Source organism: Mesorhizobium sp. M1B.F.Ca.ET.045.04.1.1 (assembly GCF_003952465.1).
Taxonomy (GTDB): domain Bacteria; phylum Pseudomonadota; class Alphaproteobacteria; order Rhizobiales; family Rhizobiaceae; genus Mesorhizobium; species Mesorhizobium shonense.
In genome coordinates this window covers 1766283-1787147 of record NZ_CP034448.1, presented here as the reverse complement: position 1 = coordinate 1787147, position 20865 = coordinate 1766283, and the positions used below count along the sequence as shown (strand labels likewise).

The window sequence follows — 20865 nt, the reverse complement described above, 5'->3', positions numbered from 1 at the left end:
ATGTAAATCAAGCGTAATCCCGACCATTAAAATCGTGCGTATGGGTTTGGGGTTGCGCATGCCGGAATATTCCTCCTTCATCCGGTCGATCCGGATTCGTTACTTTTCGGGATTGCTCGTCTTTGCGCTGGCCTCGGCCGCCGTCATGTTCGCGCTCAACCGAGTGAATTCATACCGCCACGAGGTCGACGCTCTCAGCGGCAATTTCGTCATCTTCTCCCGCGATCTGCGCAACGCCACCAATTTCGCCGAAACGACGGGAACGGCCTGGCGGGCCGAGACCCGCGATGCGCTGGCCGCCGCCGCGCGTGGCCATTCCGAACGGCTGATGGGCGAGATCGGGATACTGAACGCGCAGCTTGCGGCGATCAGGCCGCGCCTGTCGAACAACACCCTCAACGCGCTGGAATCGGCTTCGGTGAACGGCGATCTGTTCTGGTCGACTCGCGACATGGTGCGCAACTTCAACCTGATGTCGGTGGCCCAGAAAGTCGATGAGTGGAGCTATCGCGAGATCCGCAACCAGAACGACCTTTTCGCCCAGCCGATGCTGGTGCGCGTGCGCACCGCGCTCGATGAGGAGCGGCGCCTCGCCGACGCCTCCAGCGACCGGCTGCTGTTGTGGGCGAGCGGCCTGCTGGTTGCCGTGATCGGCGTCGCCGCGGTTCTGATCTTCCGGCCGATGGAGAACGCGATCCGCCGCGCCTTCGCCGAAACCGCCGCGTCGCTGTACAAGGCGGAGGCCGCCGACCGCGCCAAGTCGGAATTCCTCGCCAATATGAGCCATGAGATCCGCACGCCGATGAACGGCGTGCTCGGCATGGCCGAGCTTCTCGCCAAGACCGAGCTGACGCCGCGCCAGAAGACGTTCACCGACGTCATCGTCAAGTCCGGCAACGCGCTGCTCACCATCATCAACGACATCCTCGATTTCTCGAAGATCAATGCCGGCCAGCTGACGCTCGACCCCGCCCCCTTCCGCCTGGCCGAAGCGGTCGAGGACGTGGCAACGCTGGTGTCGGCCCGCGTTGCCGAAAAGAACCTCGAGCTCATCGTACGCGTCGATCCGCGCCTGCCGGCCTTCGTCGTCGGCGACGCCGGGCGCTTCCGCCAGATCGTCACCAATCTGCTCGGCAACGCGGTGAAGTTCACCGAGAAGGGGCATGTGCTGATCGATGTCGGCGGCGATGTCGTCGACGGCGTGGTCCAGTTGAAGGTCCGCGTCGAGGACACCGGCATCGGCATCCCGGCCGAGAAGCTGCAAAGCGTGTTCGAGAAATTCGCCCAGGTCGACGGCTCGTCCACCCGCCGCCACGAGGGCACCGGCCTCGGCCTCGCCATCTCCGCCCGCCTCGTCGACCTGATGAGCGGCAAGATCGGCGTCGAAAGTGAGATCGGCCGCGGCTCGGTCTTCTGGTTCGCCGTGCCGCTGCCGGTGCAAAAACAACAAACGCGCGACGAGATCGTGCCGGTCGACGTCACCGGCGCGCGCGTGCTCGTCATCGACGATAACCCCGTCAACCGCGAGATCCTGCTGGAGCAGCTGAGAAGCTGGAGCTTCGACTGCGCCGCGGCCGAAAGCGGCGCCGTCGGCCTTGCCTTCCTCGATCGTGCCTGCCAGCTCGGCGCCTCGGTCGACTGCATCATCCTCGACTATCAGATGCCCGGTATGAACGGAGCCGATGTCGCGAGAGCCATTGCCGCCGACAACCGCCTTTCTTCCATTCCGGTCGTGCTGCTGACCTCGGTCGACCAGGTCGATTTCGGCAGGATGGTGATCGATTTCGGCATCGCCGCGCATCTCACCAAGCCGGCGCGTTCGGCGGTGCTGCTCGGCACCGTGATCTCCGCCATCCAGAAGGCGCGCACGCAAGGCGCCAAGGCGCAGTTCGTTCGCGAGCCGGTCGCCGCCCAGCCGGCACCTCCCGCCTTCACCGTCATCCGCGGCCCGGCTGTTCCCCTGCCCGCGGCGCCGGAATCGACCGCCACGCCGAGCGGCCCGATCGATATCCTGATCGCCGAGGACAATGACGTGAACCAGCTGGTCTTCGGCCAGATCCTCAACGGCCTTGGCTTGAGCTACCGTATCGCCGGCAATGGCCGCACCGCGGTCGAGATGTACCGCTCGCTGCGGCCGCGGCTGGTGCTGATGGACGTGTCCATGCCGGAGCTGAACGGCTATGAGGCGACGCGCGCCATCCGCGCCATCGAAGAGCAGAACGGCAGCCATACGCCGATCATCGGCGTCACCGCGCACGCGCTGAAAGGCGATCGCGAAAAATGCATCGAAGCCGGCATGGACGATTACCTGCCGAAGCCGGTCTCGCCCGACCGCCTCGGCGCCAAGATCGGCACCTGGCTCAGCGAGACGGTGGCGGCGAAGACGGCCTGAGCGTTTGCTGACTAAAGACGGGTCTCAAAAACCAACTGCCGAGTGCCCGCCACCCCCCTCTGTCCCGCCGACATCTCCCATTTTCTTTGTGCTACCGGTTGCGCAGCACCACGCATGCCCCGCCGACGCTTTGCAGCTTGTTGCAAATGCCGTTGGCCTCGGCGCGCGAGTCGGCGCCGATCCTGACCGCGTAGATGCCGCGCCGGCCGATCGGCGTGCGCACGCGGCTCACCACCGGATCATGGCTGGCGAGCAGGGCCGGGAACCGCCCACGCACGCGCAGCCATTGGCCGATTGCGGCGGAGCGGCGGAAATTGCCGGCCACCTGCACGCCCCATGGCTTGACGTTGATCGAGGCCATGGCGACCGTCCGCGACATGATCACCGGCAGCCGGCGGCAAGCGACAGCGAAGCTCGTCTTCGGATCGAGCGGCTGGATGGCGCTGGCGTAAGCGGCGTCGGAAAACTTGTCGACCGGCTCGCCCATGACGTCGAAGACATAGCTTTCCGTCTCCATCGGCAGAAAGCCGCCGGAGGAGAGCCAACGCGACACTCGGTTCTCGCCGGCATTGTAGGCGGCCGCTGCGAGGCCGAGATTGCCGTAGCCGGCCTTCATTTCGGCAAGATATTTCGCCGACGCCGGGATGGCCTGCTCGATGTCGAAGGGATCTGCGAGACCACGCAGCTTGGCCGTGCCGGGCATGAACTGCGCGATGCCTTCGGCGCCCACCGGACTGACCGCATTGGGGTCGAAGCGGCTCTCCTTCCAGATCAGCCGGGCGAAAAAATCCTTGGGCAGGCGGTTTTGCTCGGCCTGGGTCTCGATCAAGTCGCAGACGCGGGAAATCAGCCGTTTGGCGGCCGATTGCGGCGGATCGGCCAGCGCCTGGCCGGCCGAGTTCAGCCCTAAAAGTAGGAAAAGCGTCGCCTTCAACAAACGACGCATGGGCTCATTCCGCGGCGGCTTTGCCGTGTCCGTAACGCTGCTCGATATAGTCGGCGACCATTTTCTCGAAATCCTGCGCGATCGAAGGGCCGCGCAGCGTCGCCGCCTTCTTGCCATCGATGAAGACCGGCGCCGTCGGCGTCTCGCCGGTGCCCGGCAAAGAGATGCCGATATCGGCATGCTTGGATTCGCCCGGGCCGTTGACGATGCAGCCCATCACAGCGACCTTGAGGTTCTCGACGCCGGGATATTTTTCGCGCCATACCGGCATGTTCTTGCGGATGTCGGCCTGGATGCTCTGGGCCAGTTCCTGGAACACGGTGGAGGTGGTGCGGCCGCAGCCGGGGCACGCGGCGACGATCGGCACGAACTGCCGGAAGCCCATCGTCTGCAAAAGTTCCTGCGAGACCTGCACCTCGCGCGTGCGGTCGCCGTTCGGCTCGGGCGTCAGCGAGATGCGGATCGTGTCGCCGATGCCTTGCTGCAGGAGGATGCCCATTGCAGCGGACGAGGCGACGATGCCTTTCGTGCCCATCCCGGCTTCGGTCAGGCCAAGATGCAGCGCATGGTCGGAGCGCGTCGCAAGCGCGGTATAGACGGCGATCAGGTCCTGCACGCCGCTGACCTTGGCCGACAGGATGATCTTGTCGCGGCCGAGCCCGATCTCTTCCGCCATCTCGGCCGACAGGATCGCCGACTGCACGATCGCCTCGCGGGTGACTTCCTGCGCGGTGAGTGGCGAGCCCCGGGCCTGGTTCTCGTCCATCAGCCGGGTCAGGAGCTCCTGGTCGAGGGAGCCCCAGTTGACGCCGATGCGCACCGGCTTGTCGTACCTGATCGCCATCTCGACGATCGCGGCGAACTGGCGGTCCTTCTTCTCCTTGAAGCCGACATTGCCGGGATTGATGCGGTATTTCGCCAGCGCCTCGGCGCAGGCCGGGTGATCGGCGAGCAGCTTGTGGCCGATATAGTGGAAATCGCCGACCAGCGGCACGTTGACGCCGAGCCTCAACAGCCTCTCCTGGATGCGCGGCACGGCGGCAGCGCTCTCGTCGCGATCGACGGTGATGCGCACGATCTCCGAGCCGGCGCGATTGAGCGCCGCGACCTGGGCGACGGTCTGGTCGACATCGGCGGTGTCGGTGTTGGTCATCGACTGCACGACGACCGGCGCGCCGCCGCCGACCGTCACGCCGCCGACGTCGACGCCGACTGATGCCCGGCGCGGGAAAGGAGAAGAAAAATATCCGGTCATGCCGGCCGCCTTCATCTGGAAGTTCCGGGCATGAGGTGGCGGAGCAAAGATGGCTTGTCAATGGCAAGCGGCAGCCACGGTCCGCAAATCGGCTGACCTTGATCGGCGGCCGCGCAACTCAACCAACCACATCGGGTTGCGAGACGCGCCCCGAAAATGGTCAGGTAATTTCGGTGTAAAGCACCAACCCGGCGGCATTTCTTGCCACCGGTGGGGTTGCACCACGACGGGTGCGGTGATGTTGCCTAGAGGAGCTTCAGTGTGCCGTCGGTTTCGCCTTCAGCTTTTCAATCTCGTCCTTGATTGCCAACTTGCGCCGCTTGAGATTGGCGATTTCGAGGTCGTCTACCGAAGGATGCATCATCGCATCGGTGATTTCGCGCTCGATGTCGCCGTGCTTCCGCTGCAGCTCATCAAGATGGGATGCAAGAGACATGATTGGTTCTCCCTTTCATGGTTTCCTCGATTGCAGCCGCCGCAGGCTCGTCCACCGCAGGTCGCTACTGTGACGGCACAATGACAGTCTGCCACCAACCAATCTCGATGTCGAATGCCCAGTGGTAGCATTCCACGACAATGTGAAATGTGATATCAGCGGCGCGCCGGTGACAAGACCGACAAGTCACAAACCCCACCGGCCCCGCCCAAAGGCCCATCCCTGGGCGACGCATACGCAGACGGTAGATAATGTCCGAACAGGAACAGGCTGAGATACGCCTAGAATATTCCCGGCTCAAACAGGAACACGCCGATTTCGACGCCGCCATCAACGCGATGATCGCCATGGGTTGCGACCCGCTACAGATCCAGCGCATGAAGAAGAAGAAGCTTCTGCTGAAGGACCGGCTGATGGCGCTCGAAGACCGCATCATCCCCGACATCATCGCCTAATGCATGTCGCCCAGGATTGAAGCGCGGCGCCTGGATCCATTTCAGCGCGACGCGCTTTAGCCGAAACTTTTCGCTCGTCCTACGAGATCGAAAGCCGCGCCGCGCGCTCGCGCAGCAGCGCGACCAGTTCGCCTGTCCGCTCCTGCGAGGTGTCGATCGGCACCACCAGGCACATCGTCGCCTCGACCGTGCCGGGCGCTAAAAAGACCGGCGCCGCCAGGCATTTGGTATAGGCGTCGACGAGGCCCGACGTCACGCAATAGCCGGTGACGCGGGCTTTTCCGATGTCGTCGATGAAATCCTCGAGCTCGATCTTGCGGCCGTCGGGCAGCACGAGATCGTCCTCGCAGATCATGGCTTCGATCCGATTGCGTTCGAGGCCGGCGAGCAGCAGCCGGCCGGAAGCTGTCCAGGGCAGCGGTATCTGCAGGCCGGTGGCGGAGCTGATACGGAACGGCCGGGTGCCTGGGCTCGAATGGACGATCGTGTAGCGGCCGCTCTGCAGCATGCAGAGCTCCGAGGTCTCGCCCGTCTCGCGCGACAGCGCGTCGACCTCCTGCCGTCCGCGCCGCAACAGGTCGTTGCCGCGCATATAGGCCATTCCATAGAGGTAGAGCTTCTTGCCGAAATAGACGCGATTGCCGTCGCCGGCCATCTCCAGCAGGCCGGCATCGACCAGCTCGCGCACCAGCGTGTAGGTCGTCGAACGCGGCGCGTTGAGCCCCTTGGCCAGCTCGCCGATGCCGATCGCGCGCTGCGTGGCATGCAGGAACTCCAGAATGTGCAGCACGCGGTTGAGGCCCTTTTCGCGCGAGTTCGCGGGCTTCTCTTCGTCCGTGCCAATAGCTGGCCATTCGCTGAGCGTTTCGCCGTCTTGCATTGTCGATTCCTAATGCTAGTATCTGTCTTGTACAGGATACATGCGTCTCTTATAAGAGACAATACCTATCGACCATCGGCGCATGCATCGCTGCTTCATTGGGGAATAACCATCAAAGGAGGTCGCCGTGAACGACACATCCGGCAGACGTGATTTTCTGAAATTGGGCATGGCAGGATTGGCCACCGCCGGCGCGCTCACCGCAGTCAGCGCCGAAAAGGCGGCCGCGCAGGCCGCATCCGACAGCGTACTGCGCACCGCGCTCGATCGCGGCAAGCTCATCGTCGGCACCGGCAGCACCAATGCGCCCTGGCATTTCGAGAACGATGCCGGCGAGCTGGTCGGCATGGACATCACCATGGGCCGCATCCTCGCCAAGGGCCTCTTCGACGATCCGACCAAGGTCGAGTTCGTCATGCAGGACCCGGCGCAGCGCATCCCGAACGTGACCACCAACAAGGTCGACATTACCATCCAGTTCATGACCATGACCGCGCAGCGCTCGCAGCTGATCCACTTCTCGCGGCCCTACTATGTCGAAGGCGTCGCGCTGCTGACGCTGCCCGGCTCCGAGAACAAGACCTTTGACAAGCTGCTTGCCGGAGGCTCCGCCACACGCATCTCGATCCTGCAGAATGTCGATGCCGAAAGCTCGGTCCACTTTGCCCTGCCGCAGGCGCAGGTGATGCAGATCGACACCCAGGCCAACGTCCTGCAGGCACTGGAATCGAAGCGCGTCGACGCCGCCGCGGTCGACCTCTCCACCGTGCGCTGGCTCGCCTCGCGCAATCCGGACAAATATTTCGACGCCGGCAAGAGCTGGTACTCGATGCTTTACGGCGCAGCGGTCCGCCAGGGCGATCTCGACTGGCTGACCTATGTCAACCAGACCTTCACCATCGCCATGTTCGGCCACGAGACGGCGCTCTACGACGCCGCCTTCAAGGAATATTTCGGCCAGGAGCCGCCGCCACGTCACCCGGGCTTCCCGGTCATCTGACCAGGCCCGTCAGACAAAGTCGGCGGAAGGGCGCGGCAAACGCTCTTCCGCCTGTTTCTCCTCGACACGGGCCACGCGGAGGACGAATGCTGTGTTCGTCACCGCGGGCCATTGAGATGGACGCATGGGCTACACGCTCAATTTCAACCTGATCTGGCGGCATTTCGACAAGCTTTCGGGCGGCCTGCTGCTCAGCCTCGAGCTTGCCTTGATCTCGATCGCCATCGGCATCGTCATCGGCCTGGTGCTGGCGGTCTGGTACGTCTCGGCCGGGCGCGTCGCGCGCGCCATCATCGCGGCTTACGTCGAATTCATCCGCAACGTGCCGCTGATCCTGCTTGTCTATCTGGTCTTCTACGGCCTGCCGACCGTCATCGACGTCGCCTACAGCGCGCAGACCTCATTCGTTGCGACGCTTGCGCTCTACAGCGGCGCCTATCTGGTCGAGGTGTTTCGCTCCGGTCTCGAGGCCGTGCCGCGCGGCCAGATCGACGCCGGCAAGGCGATCGGCCTCACCCCCTGGCAGCGGCTTATCCATGTGCGCCTGCCGACGATGATGCGCATCACGCTGCCGGCGCTCTCCAACACCTTCATCTCGCTGTTCAAGGACACCTCGGTCGCGTCCGTCATCTCGGTGCCGGAGCTGACCTATGGCGCGCAGTGGATCAACTTCAACACCTTCCGCATCGTCGAGGTCTATCTCGTCGTCACTGCGATGTATCTTGTCACTGGCTACGCCCTGCTCTTCGCACTGCGGCTGGTCGAGCGCTGGTACAGGACGGCGCACTGATGCTTGGCCAGATCGCTTATGCCCTGCCGTTCCTCGCCGAGGGTTTCGCGCTGACGCTCTGGGTGTCCTTGCTGGTCGTGGTGCTGTCGCTGATTGCCGGCGTCATTCTCGGGGTCGGCCTCGTCTACGGACCGGCGCCGCTGCGCTGGGCGGTGCGCATCTTCAGCGATACCATTCGCGGCATCCCGATCCTGGTGCTGATCTTCTTCGTTTATTACGGCCTGCCGGCGGTCGGCGTGCATCTCCAGTCCTTCTGGGCCGCGGTGCTGGCGCTCACTCTGTTCAAGACCGCGCAGGTCGTCGAATATCTGCGCGGTGCGGTCGCTTCCATTCCAAAGGGCCAGTCCGAAGCGGCGATGGCGATCGGCCTGACCTTCCGCCAGCGGCTCGCCTACGTCATCTTTCCGCAGGCTTTCCGCCGCTTCCTGCCGCCCTGGATCAACGGCGTCACCGACGCGGTGAAGGGCAGCGCGCTGGTCTCGCTGCTCGGCATCACCGATCTGATGCAGGCCATCAACCAGGTCATCGGCCGCACCTATGAGGCGATGCCGCTCTATATCCTCGGCGCCCTTCTCTATTTCGCCGTCAATTACGCGCTTTCGCTCGCCAGCCGCCGGCTCGAGCGGCGCTTCGCCTTCATCCGGGAATAGCACTATGGCCACCAGTTCCAATGACATGCCAGCGCTTCTCGACATTGCCGAGGTCTCGAAATCCTTCGGCTCCGTCGAGGTGCTGCGTTCGGTCAGCCTCAAGGTGGCGAAGGGCCAGGTCGTCACCGTCATCGGCCCGTCCGGCAGCGGCAAGACCACGCTGCTGCGCTGCGTCAACTTCCTCGAAAGTTACGACAGCGGCTCGATCCGTATCGACGGCAAGGAGGTGGGCTTCCGCGACGGCGGTGCGCGCCAGCGGCGCAGCGAGCGCGACCTGGCCGCCATGCGCGCCGAGACCGGCATGGTGTTTCAGAGCTTCAACCTGTTCCCGCATCTGACCGCGGCTGGCAACATCATGCTCGGCCTCACCAAGGTGCGCGGCAAGAGCAGTGCGGAAGCGCGCTCGATCGCCGAGCATTGGCTCGGACGCGTCGGCCTCGCCCACAAGGCCGACAGCCTGCCGGCGGAGCTTTCCGGCGGCCAGCAGCAGCGTGTCGGCATTGCCCGCGCCGTCGCCATGGAGCCGAAGATCCTGCTGCTCGACGAGATCACCTCGGCGCTCGACCCCGAACTCGTCGGCGAAGTGCTGGCCGTGGTGAAGAGCCTTGCCGAAGACGGCATGACCATGGTGATGGTCACGCATGAAATGGCCTTCGCCCGCGATGCGTCGAGCCGCATCGTCTTTATGGCCGATGGCGGCGTCAGCGCCGTAGGGCCCCCGAAAGAGGTTCTCGCCGCGGAGACCACCAACGAACGCCTCCGCACCTTTCTGGCGCGCTTTCGCGCCTCGCATTTTTGAAATCGGATGGCTGGCGCCATCCAATGTCGACAACGGATGGCTGAAGCCGTCCTAGGGAGCCTTCTTCCATGACGCCTTATACCCGGCTCGCCGAACTCGGCCTGACGCTGCCCGAGCCGCCGACGCCCATCGCCAACTTCGTCACTCATGCCGAAAGCGGCCGGCTGATCTTCCTGTCAGGCCAGGGGCCGCTGCGCGCCGACGGCACGCTCTGCACCGGCAAGGTCGGTGAGGACGTGACCGTCGAGCAGGCCTATGAGCATGCCCGCCTCACCGGCCTCAACCTGCTTGCCGTCATGCATGCGGCGGCGGGCGACCTCGGCCGCATCGTGCGTGTCGTCAAGCTGCTCGGCTTCGTCAACGCGACGCCGACCTTCGGCGACCACCCCAAAGTGGTCAACGGCTGCTCCGACCTCTTCGCCGACGTCTTCGACAAGATCGGCGGCCATGCGCGCTCGGCGATCGGCGTCGGCTCGCTCCCTGGAAACATCACCGTCGAAATCGAAGCGGTCGTCGAGATCGCCGCCTGACTTTCATGGAGTCCACTCAAATGAAGACCTATTCCGACACCGGCTCGAACACCACGATCCACGAAAGGCTGGGCTTGCGGCCGATCATCAACGTCTCCGGCACGATGACATCGCTCGGCGCCTCGATCATCGTTCCGGAAGCAATCAGCGCCATGGCCGAGATCGCCTCGCAATGGGTGGATATGGACGATCTGCAGCGCGCTGCGAGCGCGGTCGTGGCGCGTCTCACCGGCGGCGAGGCCGGCTTCATCACCGCCTGCTGCGCCTCAGGCATCACCATGGCAATCGCCGGCGCGATGACTGGTACGAACCTTCTCGCGGTCGAACGGCTGCCGGACGACACCGAAGGCCTGAAGTCGGAGGTGGTGATCCAGCTCGGCCATATCGTCAATTACGGCGCGCCGATCGACCAGTCGATCAGGGTGGCCGGCGCCAAGGTGATCCCCGCCGGCACCGTCAGCGTCACGCAGGATTATCACGTACGCGAGGCGATCAACGAGCGCACGGCGGCAGCGCTCTACGTCGTCGCGCACCACACCGTGCAGTACGGCATGCTTTCGCTGGAGGAGTTCTGCGAGATTTGTCACGCCAAAAACATTCCGGTGATCGTCGACGCCGCCTCGGAATATGATCTGCGCAGCTTCCTGGCGCGCGGCGCCGACATCGTCGTCTACAGCGGCCATAAATTCCTCAGCGGCCCGACCAGCGGCATCGTCACCGGCCGCAAGGACCTGGTGCGCGCCGCCTATCTGCAGAACCGCGGCGTCGCCCGCGCCATGAAGGTCGGCAAGGAAAGCATCGCCGGCACGATGGCGGCGCTCGAGGCCTGGGAGAAGCGCGACCATGCCGGTATCCGCAGGCGCGAGGAAGCGGCGCTCAATCTGTGGAAGGACGCGCTGCAGGGCATTCCGGGCATCGGCGCTGAGATCATTCCCGATCCGACCGCGAACCCGCTCGATCGCCTGCAGGTCTTCGTGCGCCCGGAAAGCCGCTTCACCGCCGCCGGCCTCGCTTCCGTCTTGGCTGCCGGTTCGCCGCCCGTCATCGTGCGCAACCACGAGGTCGAGCGCGGCCACTTTTTCCTCGACCCGTGCAACCTCCATCCCGGCGAGGCGGAGATCGTCGCCGAGCGGCTGCGCGCCGTGCTGACCGCGAAGGAGCGACCGGCGGATGCAATGAAGGCGGCACGCAAGGATTCGGCGGGCGCACTGCGCTGGCCGGACTAGAGCATGATGCCGAAAAGTGTGAAGCGGTTTTCGGGCGACATCATGCTCTATCTCTTTGATTTAGAGCCGGATTCAGATTTCAGGTCGGTTCGACCTGAAATCATCCGGCTCTAGCACCGGCCTGCAACTACCTCGACAGTGCAGCCATCCGGCCTGCGAGGAAATCAACGAACAGGCGGGCCCGGACCGGCAGCTGCCGCCCGAACGCGTGCACGATATGGACCGGCATGGTCGGCATCGCCGCCTGGGGCAAGATGCGAACCAGGCGACCGGCATCGAGATCATCCTGCACCGCAAACTGCATCAGATGAGCGATGCCGGCTCCGGCAAGCGCCGCCTGCCGGATGGCGCCGCCGTCGTCGGTATCCAAGCGCCCGTTCGGCACGATCTGTGTGCCATTCGCGAAAACGACGGGATAGGGCCTCCCTGCCATCTGGTGGCGGATAAAGTCGTGGTCCTGCAGTGCATCGATAGAGGCCGGTTGGCCTCGCCGCTCTATATAGACGGGCGCGGCAACCAGCACGACCGGCAGATTGGCGATCCTGCGGGCGACAAGACCGGTGTCGGACAGGTCGCCTATTCGCACCGCCATGTCGTAGCCCTCGCGGATCAGGTCGGCATGGCGGTCGGTGACGCTGAGCTCTAGTTTCAGCTCGCTATGTTGCGAAAGAAAGAGCTGCGCCCAAGAGGCGATCAGGCCGCGCCCGAGCTCGAGGGGTGCGGTGACTCGCAGCAGGCCCCGGGCCGTATCGGCCATCTGGACGATATCTTCAGCATCGTCGAGCGCCCTTAGCAGAGGCGCGACCCGCTCGTAATAAGCGATGCCTTCGCTGGTCAGGCCGAGGCGGCGCGTCGAGCGTTGGACCAATCGCACGCCCAGCCGCCGTTCCAGCCGCGCCACGCTTTTCGATACTGCCGACGGGCTGGAGCCGAGTAGTCGGCTGGCAGCGTGAAAGGAACCGGCATCGACTGTACGAACGAAGGCGACAAGACCGGCGGTCTTTTCGAGGATTGTCGTCATTCCAGAATTCCAGGCACGAAAGAAATGATCCGGCTGATCCTAATACGCCTTCCGATCATCACCAGATACGGCTCATCATCAACACAAGGAGAGATTTGATGAGCAGACTGGCCGAAAAGGTCGCAATCGTTACCGGCGCTTCGAAAGGCATCGGCGCCGCCATCGCCAGAGGATTGGCGGCAGCCGGCGCTGCCGTGGTCGTCAACTACGCCACTTCCAAGGAAGGTGCTGACCGCATCGTTGCCGAGATCAAAGAAGGCGGCGGCCGGGCGATAGCCATCCAGGGCGACGTCTCGCTGGGCGACGACGTGCGCCGTCTGTTTGAGGCGGCGAAGTCGTCCTTCGGCACCATCGACATACTGGTCAACAATGCAGGCGTGTTCGAGTTCGAGCCCCTGGAGGCCGTAACCGAAGCTGAGTTCCACCGCCAGTTTGACACCAATGTGCTGGGTACGATCCTGACCATCCAGGAAGCAGCGAAACATTTCGGCCCAGCGGGCGGCAGTGTCATCAACATCAGCTCGATAGCCAGCCAGAACCCGCAACCCAATTCGCTCATCTATGCCGCAACCAAGAGCGCGGTGGATTCGATCACGCTGTCGATGTCCCGGGAACTCGGGGTTCGCAACATCCGCGTCAACGCAATAGCTCCGGGCGGCGTCGACACCGAGGGGCTGAAACGGGTCGGCGTCGTAGGCAGCGAGTTCGAAAAGGAAATCATTGCGAAGACCCCGCTCGGCCGTTTCGGCCAGCCCGAGGATGTCGCCAGAATTGCGGTCTTTCTCGCTTCCGATGACGCGTCGTGGCTGACCGGCGAGCGCATTGCCGCCTCTGGCGGGTGGCGATAGACGTCTGCCGGAGCATCGATCGGGCCCAAACCGAATCCTTGCGGCTCCTGGCGTTTTCCGCTAAGGCGCGCCTTTGCCGCCGGGAGCGAAAACCTTGACCGATCAGCGTGCCGACGTCGCCATCATCATGGGCAGCCAGTCCGACTGGGCGACGATGCGCCAGGCGGCCGAAACGCTGGACGCGCTGGGCATTCCGCACAGGCGGCTGATCGTCTCGGCGCACCGCACGCCCGACCGCCTCTATGAATTCGCCAAGGGCGCCAAGGCTGCCGGCTACAAGGTGATCATCGCCGGCGCCGGCGGCGCCGCGCACCTGCCCGGCATGACGGCGGCGATGACGCCGCTGCCGGTTTTCGGCGTTCCGGTCGAATCCAAGGCGCTGTCCGGCCAGGATTCGCTGCTTTCCATCGTGCAGATGCCGGCCGGCATTCCGGTCGGTACGCTGGCCATCGGCAAGGCGGGTGCGGCCAATGCGGCGCTTCTCGCCGCCGCCGTGTTGGCGCTGAACGACGAAAGGCTCGCCGCCCGGCTCGACGCCTGGCGCGCGGCTCAGACCGCCAAGGTCGCCAGCGAGCCGGCGGATACGCCGTGAGCCTGCCCATCGGATCGACCATCGGCATCATCGGCGGCGGCCAACTCGGCCGCATGCTGGCGATGGCGGCCGCCCGACTTGGTTATCGCACGATCGTGCTGGAGCCGCAGGCCGATTGCCCGGCGGCGCACGTCGCCAACCGGCAGATCGTCGCCGCCTTTGACGATCCGGCAGCGCTTGCCGAACTGGCCAGCGCCAGCGCCGTCGTCACCTACGAGTTCGAGAATGTCCCGGTTGCGGCGGCGGAGACGCTCGCCGCGCGCGTTCCCGTCCATCCGCCGGCCCGCGCGCTCGAGGTTGCGCAGGATCGCGTGACCGAGAAGAGTTTCTTAAACGGCATCGGCATTCCGACGGCGGAATTCTGCCCAATCGACAATGACGATCAGCTCACCGTGGCGCTGAAAAAGTTCAGCGGCAGCGGCGTGCTGAAGACGCGCCGCCTGGGCTATGACGGCAAGGGGCAGCGCATCTTCCGCAACATGGAGACGGGCGGCTTTGCCGGCACCTGCGAGGCGATGGGCAATGTGCCGCTGATCCTCGAATCGCTCGTCGCCTTCGAGCGCGAGATTTCGGTGATTGCCGCGCGAGGGCTTGACGGAAGCATCGCCGCCTACGATCCAGCGGAGAACGTTCATCGGGAAGGCATCCTGCGCAGCTCGACCGTACCGGCCACGATCAAGCCGGAAACCGCCGCGGCAGCGAAGGAGGCGGTGGCGAAAATCCTCGCGGCGCTCGACTATGTCGGCGTCATCGGCGTCGAGTTCTTCGTGCTTGCCGACGGCGCGCTGCTCGCCAACGAGCTGGCGCCGCGTGTCCACAATTCCGGCCACTGGACGGAAGCCGCCTGCATAGTCTCGCAATTCGAGCAGCATGTCCGCGCCGTCGCCGGCTTGCCGCTGGGCTCGCCCGCACGTCATTCCGACTGCGAGATGGAAAACCTGATCGGCGACGACATGCTGAAGGTGCCGGCGCTGCTCGCCGAGCCAGACCTGATGCTGCATCTCTACGGCAAGACCGAGTCGCGGCCCGGCCGCAAGATGGGCCATTTCACGCGGATCAGCCGCAGGAGCTAATCGCGCCGCGCCTATTGCATGTCCTGGTCTTCGTCCTCGTCCGGGCTGGCGCAGCTCGGATCGCCGTCCTGGCAATTGGGGCCTGAGGTGAGCTGCTTGGTGCGCTCGTTGGTCAGCTCCGTCAGGCACTGTGAAACCTCCATCGGATGGATGGAGCCACCCGCGCTGTCGGCGGCCGAATAGGCGCATTCGGCATCGCGGAAGGCGATCCAGGCGCGCTGCGCCGTCTGCAGCAGCTTGTTGGCCTTCTCGTCATTGTCGCCGACGAGATTCTTGTAGGCGGCATTGAGCTTGGCATCGGCCGCCTCATAGTCGGTGTTGGCGCAAATGGTCATCATCGACTGGCTGTCGTCGCTGCGGTCGCATTCTTGTGCCCAGGCCGCTGCAGCGGTCGCCAGGAGGACGAGGCTGGCTGACAGAAAGAGACGGCGCATGCTGGATCTCCAATCGCTTTGCGTCGGCCCAGCATTCCAGCCGCTCTTGAGTCGCGCAATGCGGCGCGATCCGGATGGCGAATGTTCGATGAGCGCGCCCAGTTGCGGTATCAGAGTTGCGCGCTTGCGGTTGACAGGGGCAAGGCTCCTCGTTTATGAGCCACGCAAGTTCAGAGGCGCGCTTTTCCGGGCGCGCCTTTAAAATTCGGCCCGGGACCGGGCCCCGACCGAACAGGCAAGACCATGAAGATCAAGAATTCGCTCAAGGCGCTCAAGGCGCGTCACCGCGACAACCGGCTGGTTCGCCGCAAGGGACGCATCTACATCATCAACAAGACCGCTCCGCGCTACAAGGCGCGCCAGGGCTGACGCTTGCGCGCGGCTTAATGCATGCCGCCCAAAAGTGCGCAGCGGTTTTGGGACAACGACATGCATAAAAACAAGGTCGCCGCGCCCGCTGATGTCGACTGCCGGTTCGCCGGCCTCTCACGTTAAAATCATTTTGACGATCCGCCGTCCGGGACTAGATTCCGGACATGCGGATTCTTTTTGCATTTTTCACCGCCTTCGTCCTTTCCGGCACGGCTTTGCCAGCCTCGGCGCAGGATCAGGCCAAGCCGCCCGCCGCGACGCCGCCCGCCATCACACCGCCCCCGGTCGCCTCGACCAGGCAGGGACGGCTCGACCAGCTCTTTGGCGATCTCAGACGCGAGCGCAACGAAAAGGCCGCCGAACGCATCGCCGGCCGCATCTGGAATGAGTGGAGCCAGTCCGGCAGCGCCTCGATCGACCTGATGATGCAATGGGCGCAAAAGGCGACGGAAGACCAGAAATTTGACGTCGCGCTCGATTTCCTCGACCAGGTCGTGACCCTGCAGCCCGATTATGCCGAGGGCTGGAACCGCCGCGCCACGGTGCATTTCCTGATGAAGAACTATGGGAAGTCGATGGCTGACATCGACCACACCCTGCAGCTCGAGCCCCGCCATTTCGGCGCCCTTTCCGGCTTGGCGCAGATCATGGCCGAGACCGGCCATAAGCAGTCGGCGCTGGAAGCCTGGCAGAAAGTGCTTACCATCTATCCGATGATGCGCAGCGCCCAGGATCAGGTCTCGACGCTTTCGGAAGAGCTGGCCGGCGAAGGGATTTGAGGCAGTAGGAATTGGGCAGTAGGGCTTAGGGGGAAGAGAGCACCTACTGCCTACTGCCTACTGCCTACTGCCCTAAACTAACTTCCCGCCACTTCCGTATTCCTCCGCATGAACCTCATCTGCGCTGCATTTCTCTTCCTCATTGCGCTCGTCTTTGCGCTTGCCGGCATCACCCGTGCCAGTGCCTGGCTGATCGAGCGCCGCAACCCGCCGGTCGGCGAATTCGCCGACATTAACGGCGCCCGTATCCATTACGTCCACATACCAGCCGCCCCAGGCGCCGAACTCCCGCCGATCGTCTTCATCCATGGCGCCAGCGCCAACCTCAAGGATCAGTTGCTGCCGCTGAAGCCCCTGCTCGACGGCCGCGCCGAGATGCTGTTCCTCGACCGGCCGGGCTTCGGCTGGTCCGAACGCGGACCGGGCAACAATGAAACGCTGGCGGCGCAGGCCGACACCATCGCCGCGCTGATGGATCGCCTCGGCATCGAAAAGGCGGTGATTGTCGGCCATTCCTTCGGCGGCGCGATCACGACAGCCTTTGCGCGGACGCATCCCGAAATGACGCTCGGCCTCGTCTTCCTCGCGCCTGTCAGCCATCCCTGGCCGGGCGGCGCGACCGCCTGGTATTACAGGCTGACGGCGACTCCGATTGTCGGTCGGCTGTTTTCGGAGACTCTGGCCCATCCTGCGGGCATGCTGCAGCTTGGCGGCGCCACGGCCTGCGTCTTCTCACCGAACAAGGTGCCGGACGGCTATGTCGAGAATACCTCGATCCCGCTGGTGCTGAGGCCGCGCGCCTTCCGCGCCAATGCCATCGATGTGGCGCAGCTCTATGATTATGTGCGCGAGGCCTCGCCCGGCTACCGCGAGATCAAGGCTCCGACGGTCGTCATCTCCGGCGATCGCGACAAGGTTGTCTACGCCACGATCCATTCCGTCGGCCTCGAACGCGACATTCCCGGCGCCGAATTGGTCTGGGTCCGTAATCTCGGCCACAAGCCCGACTGGATCGCACCCGACCTCGTCATCGGCGCGATCGAGAAGGCCGCCGGCAAAGATATCGATCTGGAGGCGATGGCCAGGACAGTGGAAGGCCGCATCGCCGGCGACACCCAAGGCATCGGCAGATGTCCCGAGCTCAAAGTGCCGGATGCAGAGCTCGCGCCGGGTTGAGCTCAAGCGCCTTGAGGTGCGTCGAGATTCAGGTCAGGCCGAGCCGAGAAGAGTGGCTTCCGAGAACCGGAGCGGAGCGTACTTGAAGTACGTGAGCACCGGCCTACGCCGGCCGTAGCCTCAAACTGCGCGGCGACTCATGAGTGCTTCGGCCGGCGAAGGCCGGAAGCGCAGGAAGCCGCACTTCGCAGGCCGGCCTCACCTGAATATCGGCACACCTCAGTGAGTTTCCGACCCGACATAGGCAATCCGCAGCATATTGGTCGATCCGGGCGTCCTGAGCGGCACTCCGGCGGTGATGATCACGCGGTCGCCGGGCTTGCCGAAGCCTTCGTCGAGAGCGATGCGGCAGGCGCGGTCCACCATGTCGTCGAGGTCGATGGCATCCTCCGAGACGACGCAATGCGTGCCCCACAGGAGCGACAGCCGGCGTGCCGTGTTGACGATCGGCGACAGCGCCACGATCGGCACCTGCGGGCGCTCGCGCGCGGCGCGCAGGCCGGTTGTGCCGGAGGCGGTGTAGGTGATGATGGCCGACAGTTTCAGCGTCTCGGCGATCTCGCGCGCGGCGAGCGAGATCGCGTCCGCTCCGGTCGCTTCCGGCTCCGAGCGCTGCGCGTTGATGATGCCGGCATAGGTCGGGTCGGTTTCGACCTTGGTGGCGATGCGGTCCATCATGGCGACCGCCTCGACCGGATAGGCGCCGGCCGCGGACTCGGCCGAAAGCATGATCGCATCCGCGCCTTCGAACACGGCGATCGACACGTCGGAGACCTCGGCGCGCGTCGGCACAGGCGCGGTGATCATCGATTCCAGCATCTGGGTGGCGATCACCACCGGCTTGCCGGCGCGGCGCGCGGCGCGCGTGATCTGCTTCTGGATGCCGGGCACGGCCTCCAGCGGCATCTCGACGCCGAGATCGCCGCGGGCGACCATCAGCGCGTCGGAGAGCTCGATGATCTCGGGCAGGCGGGCCACCGCCTGCGGCTTCTCGATCTTGGCCATGATCAGCGCCCGGCCGCGCGCGATCTTGCGGGCTTCGGCCAGATCCTCCGGCCGCTGCACGAAGGACAGCGCCACCCAGTCGACGCTTGCAGCCAGCACCGCGTCGAGATCGGCGCGATCCTTCTCGGTCAGCGCGCCGACCGGCAGATCCGTGTCGGGCAGGCTGACCCCCTTCTTGTCGGAAATGCCGGTGCCGGCCACGACCGTACAGGTGATCGACTTGCCGTCGCTCTTGATCGCCTTGAGCTGCAGCTTGCCGTCATCGATCAAGAGACGGTGACCGGCCTCGACCGAGCTCAGGATTTCCGGATGCGGCAGGTAGACACGGCTGGACGTGCCGGGCTCCGGATTGTCGTCGAGCGTGAAGGTCTGGCCGACGGTCAGCGCTTCCTTGACGTTGGCGAACTTGCCGACCCTGAGCTTCGGCCCCTGCAGGTCGGCGAGGATGCCGATCGGTCGGCCGACGGCCGCCTCGACGGCGCGGATGCGGCCGACGAGCGTGCGCATCAGCTCGTGGTCGGTATGGCTCATATTGATGCGGAAGACATCGGCTCCTGCTTCGAAAAGCTTCTTCAGCATCTCCTCGGACGAGGAAGCCGGACCGATGGTGGCGAGGATCTTGACCTTGCGGTTACGTCTCATTGACTGTTTGTTCCCGGGGCGGGGGTCGCTGGCGCGCCTCCCGTTGCGGGCTCGTCGGTCAGCTGGACCATCCAGCTGGCCTGCTCGCCCGTGTCATATTCCTGAAATCCGGCGCGCTGGAAGCCCCGGGCGACGCAATCATTCACGCCGGCAATCTTGAACTCTTTTTCGGCGACGCACATGTTGATCGGGCCGTCCCAACGCCCGCCGCGCTCGGCGTCTTCTGCATAAAGATAGTAAAACCTTGATGACAGCGGACCCTCGATCAGCGTCTTGCAGGTCGACCCCTCGATGTGCCACCAGCCTTCGGTGATCCAGCCGGCCTTGGCGCGGTAGCCGATGCCGACCCCGACCAGGTTTTGTGTCGCGTTGCAGACGCGGAAGTCGGCGCGCGCCGGCGAGGTCGCGCAAAGCGCGGACACGGCCGCGCCAAAGATCAGGAGCGGCAGGGTCAGGCGCTTGCGCGGCCTGCCGGCGAAACCCATTCCAAATCCCTTCGCGAACCACATCTGCATCTCTCGAAGCCCTTTTCAGCAAACTCCGGGCGCATGTCAACGCGCCGTTTTGTTCAATTCCAATCGATTTAGAAGGGCTCGGCGTGCGGTAAGTCGTCCCGCTCGGGATTTTTTGCAGAAACCGTGGCCAAACAACGGCATTGCGCCTGCGTCCTCTTCATGGAATGACGATACCACCCCGCCTGGACACCAGCGAACAGACCGTTTTCAGCCAATGACCCGATCCACAGTTTTCGCGCCTTTCGACATCGTCGAGGGCGACCGCAAGAAAGGCATCGTGCTTCTGGCCGACCACGCCCGCCGCGACGTGCCGGACGAATATGGCAGCCTCGGCTTGCCGGCGGCGGAGTTCGAGCGCCACATCGCCTATGACATCGGCGTCGAGACGGTGACGCGCGAGCTGGCGGCGGCGCTCGACGCGCCGGCCGTGCTTGCCGGCTTCTCGCGGCTTCTGATCGACCCCAACCGCGGCGAGGACGACCCGACGCTGATCCGCCAGCTCTATGACGGCACCATCGTGCCGGGAAACTACCCCATGGCTGAAGAGGAACGGGAGAAACGGCTCGACCGCTTTTACCGGCCCTATCACGACGCAGTCGGCGCGATGATTTCGTCGGTGGCGCACGCCTCCGGCAAGGCGCCGTTCATCTTCTCGGTGCATTCCTTCACCCCTCGCATGCAAGGCTTCATCCGCCCCTGGCATGTCGGCATCCTGTGGGACCGCGACGACCGCGTGGCGCGGCCGCTGATCGACATGCTTGCCGAAGACAAGAACCTCGTCGTCGGCGACAACGAACCCTATGACGGCGCTTTGCGCGGCGACACCATGTTCCGCCACGCCATCGTCAACGGCTACGCCCATGCGCTGATCGAGATCCGCCAGGACCTGATCGCCGACCGCGCCGACGCTCTTGCGTGGGCGGAGCGGCTGGCCCCGATCGTTGACGCCATCGACCGCCGTGCCGATATACACGAGGTGAAGATGTTCGGCTCGCGCACCGGGCCGGTGTGACGGGCCTCAACGCATGTCTCCCGAAAGTGGGAACCGG

At 64.5% G+C, this 20865-nt stretch carries 23 protein-coding genes; 15 read left to right on the top strand and 8 right to left on the bottom strand.

All coding sequences use genetic code 11. The features are described from left to right. Positions 1-58: 58 nt before the first annotated feature. Positions 59-2392, top strand: a complete 2334-nt coding sequence (locus tag EJ071_RS08705; protein ID WP_126097511.1) for a response regulator — start codon at positions 59-61, stop codon at positions 2390-2392. Positions 2393-2483: 91 nt separating this feature from the next. On the opposite strand, the gene EJ071_RS08700 is transcribed toward EJ071_RS08705, so the two are convergent. The 3 genes from EJ071_RS08700 to EJ071_RS08690 form a co-directional block, all read right to left on the bottom strand. Then, entirely contained in the window at positions 2484-3338 is an 855-nt protein-coding gene (locus EJ071_RS08700; protein ID WP_126097510.1) for a lytic transglycosylase domain-containing protein, read from the bottom strand. A gap of 4 nt (positions 3339-3342) precedes the next feature. Beyond that, positions 3343-4593, bottom strand: a complete 1251-nt coding sequence (gene ispG / locus EJ071_RS08695; RefSeq protein ID WP_126097509.1) for a flavodoxin-dependent (E)-4-hydroxy-3-methylbut-2-enyl-diphosphate synthase — start codon at positions 4591-4593, stop codon at positions 3343-3345. A gap of 256 nt (positions 4594-4849) precedes the next feature. Next, positions 4850-5029 (bottom strand): YdcH family protein, encoded by a 180-nt coding sequence (locus EJ071_RS08690; RefSeq protein WP_126091508.1) that lies wholly within the window; start codon positions 5027-5029, stop codon positions 4850-4852. 251 nt (positions 5030-5280) lie between these two features. Here EJ071_RS08690 and EJ071_RS08685 point away from each other — a divergent pair, with 251 nt between their 5' ends. Continuing rightward, positions 5281-5484: a DUF465 domain-containing protein gene (locus EJ071_RS08685; RefSeq protein ID WP_027166663.1), complete on the top strand. Its 204-nt coding sequence runs from the start codon at positions 5281-5283 to the stop codon at positions 5482-5484. Positions 5485-5563: 79 nt separating this feature from the next. Here EJ071_RS08685 and EJ071_RS08680 read toward each other — a convergent pair whose 3' ends face one another. Further along, positions 5564-6364 (bottom strand): IclR family transcriptional regulator, encoded by an 801-nt coding sequence (locus tag EJ071_RS08680; RefSeq protein ID WP_126097508.1) that lies wholly within the window; start codon positions 6362-6364, stop codon positions 5564-5566. A 169-nt stretch (positions 6365-6533) separates the two neighbouring features. Between EJ071_RS08680 and EJ071_RS08675 the strand changes: the two genes are divergently transcribed. The 6 genes from EJ071_RS08675 (at position 6534) to EJ071_RS08650 (ending at position 11359) form a co-directional block, all read left to right on the top strand. Beyond that, positions 6534-7364, top strand: coding sequence for a transporter substrate-binding domain-containing protein (locus tag EJ071_RS08675; RefSeq protein WP_210211930.1), 831 nt, complete (start codon positions 6534-6536; stop codon positions 7362-7364). A gap of 124 nt (positions 7365-7488) precedes the next feature. After that, positions 7489-8154 (top strand): amino acid ABC transporter permease, encoded by a 666-nt coding sequence (locus tag EJ071_RS08670; RefSeq protein ID WP_126097506.1) that lies wholly within the window; start codon positions 7489-7491, stop codon positions 8152-8154. After that, entirely contained in the window at positions 8154-8804 is a 651-nt protein-coding gene (locus EJ071_RS08665; protein ID WP_126097505.1) for an amino acid ABC transporter permease, read from the top strand. Before EJ071_RS08670 ends, EJ071_RS08665 begins: the two co-directional genes overlap by 1 nt. A gap of 4 nt (positions 8805-8808) precedes the next feature. Beyond that, complete coding sequence (locus tag EJ071_RS08660; RefSeq protein WP_126097504.1) at positions 8809-9603, top strand: amino acid ABC transporter ATP-binding protein; 795 nt, start codon at positions 8809-8811, stop codon at positions 9601-9603. A gap of 68 nt (positions 9604-9671) precedes the next feature. Further along, the gene (locus tag EJ071_RS08655; RefSeq protein WP_126097503.1) at positions 9672-10133 is read left to right on the top strand and encodes a RidA family protein; all 462 of its coding nucleotides are present in this window, start codon (positions 9672-9674) and stop codon (positions 10131-10133) included. 20 nt (positions 10134-10153) lie between these two features. Further along, positions 10154-11359: an aminotransferase class V-fold PLP-dependent enzyme gene (locus EJ071_RS08650; protein WP_126097502.1), complete on the top strand. Its 1206-nt coding sequence runs from the start codon at positions 10154-10156 to the stop codon at positions 11357-11359. A 127-nt stretch (positions 11360-11486) separates the two neighbouring features. Here the strand turns inward: EJ071_RS08650 and EJ071_RS08645 are convergent, their stop codons facing one another. Then, on the bottom strand, positions 11487-12380 hold the full coding sequence (locus tag EJ071_RS08645) for a LysR family transcriptional regulator (RefSeq protein WP_126097501.1): 894 nt from the start codon (positions 12378-12380) through the stop codon (positions 11487-11489). Between the two features lie 98 nt (positions 12381-12478). Here EJ071_RS08645 and EJ071_RS08640 point away from each other — a divergent pair, with 98 nt between their 5' ends. The 3 genes from EJ071_RS08640 to EJ071_RS08630 all read left to right on the top strand — a co-directional run bounded on the left by EJ071_RS08640 (position 12479) and on the right by EJ071_RS08630 (position 14893). Next, on the top strand, positions 12479-13228 hold the full coding sequence (locus EJ071_RS08640; RefSeq protein ID WP_126097500.1) for a glucose 1-dehydrogenase: 750 nt from the start codon (positions 12479-12481) through the stop codon (positions 13226-13228). Positions 13229-13322: 94 nt separating this feature from the next. Further along, on the top strand, positions 13323-13820 hold the full coding sequence (gene purE / locus EJ071_RS08635) for a 5-(carboxyamino)imidazole ribonucleotide mutase (protein ID WP_126097499.1): 498 nt from the start codon (positions 13323-13325) through the stop codon (positions 13818-13820). Further along, on the top strand, positions 13817-14893 hold the full coding sequence (locus EJ071_RS08630; RefSeq protein ID WP_126097498.1) for a 5-(carboxyamino)imidazole ribonucleotide synthase: 1077 nt from the start codon (positions 13817-13819) through the stop codon (positions 14891-14893). The genes purE and EJ071_RS08630 overlap by 4 nt, the downstream gene beginning before the upstream one ends. 11 nt (positions 14894-14904) lie before the next feature. On the opposite strand, the gene EJ071_RS08625 is transcribed toward EJ071_RS08630, so the two are convergent. Continuing rightward, positions 14905-15327 (bottom strand): lysozyme inhibitor LprI family protein, encoded by a 423-nt coding sequence (locus EJ071_RS08625; RefSeq protein ID WP_126097497.1) that lies wholly within the window; start codon positions 15325-15327, stop codon positions 14905-14907. A gap of 243 nt (positions 15328-15570) precedes the next feature. On the opposite strand from EJ071_RS08625, the gene ykgO reads away from it, so the two are divergent. The 3 genes from ykgO (at position 15571) to EJ071_RS08610 (ending at position 17654) form a co-directional block, all read left to right on the top strand. Continuing rightward, entirely contained in the window at positions 15571-15696 is a 126-nt protein-coding gene (gene ykgO, locus EJ071_RS08620) for a type B 50S ribosomal protein L36 (protein WP_040974291.1), read from the top strand. 167 nt (positions 15697-15863) lie between these two features. Continuing rightward, positions 15864-16478 carry a hypothetical protein gene (locus EJ071_RS08615; RefSeq protein ID WP_126097496.1) on the top strand — a complete coding sequence of 205 codons (615 nt, stop codon included), beginning with the start codon at positions 15864-15866 and terminating at the stop codon, positions 16476-16478. 108 nt (positions 16479-16586) lie between these two features. Further along, on the top strand, positions 16587-17654 hold the full coding sequence (locus EJ071_RS08610) for an alpha/beta hydrolase (RefSeq protein ID WP_126097495.1): 1068 nt from the start codon (positions 16587-16589) through the stop codon (positions 17652-17654). Positions 17655-17873: 219 nt separating this feature from the next. Here EJ071_RS08610 and pyk read toward each other — a convergent pair whose 3' ends face one another. Further along, positions 17874-19301 (bottom strand): pyruvate kinase, encoded by a 1428-nt coding sequence (gene pyk, locus EJ071_RS08605; RefSeq protein ID WP_126097494.1) that lies wholly within the window; start codon positions 19299-19301, stop codon positions 17874-17876. After that, on the bottom strand, positions 19298-19786 hold the full coding sequence (locus tag EJ071_RS08600) for a DUF1036 domain-containing protein (protein ID WP_126097493.1): 489 nt from the start codon (positions 19784-19786) through the stop codon (positions 19298-19300). The genes pyk and EJ071_RS08600 overlap by 4 nt, the downstream gene beginning before the upstream one ends. 244 nt (positions 19787-20030) lie before the next feature. On the opposite strand from EJ071_RS08600, the gene EJ071_RS08595 reads away from it, so the two are divergent. After that, positions 20031-20828 carry an N-formylglutamate amidohydrolase gene (locus EJ071_RS08595; RefSeq protein ID WP_126097492.1) on the top strand — a complete coding sequence of 266 codons (798 nt, stop codon included), beginning with the start codon at positions 20031-20033 and terminating at the stop codon, positions 20826-20828. The last annotated feature ends 37 nt before the right edge of the window (positions 20829-20865 follow it).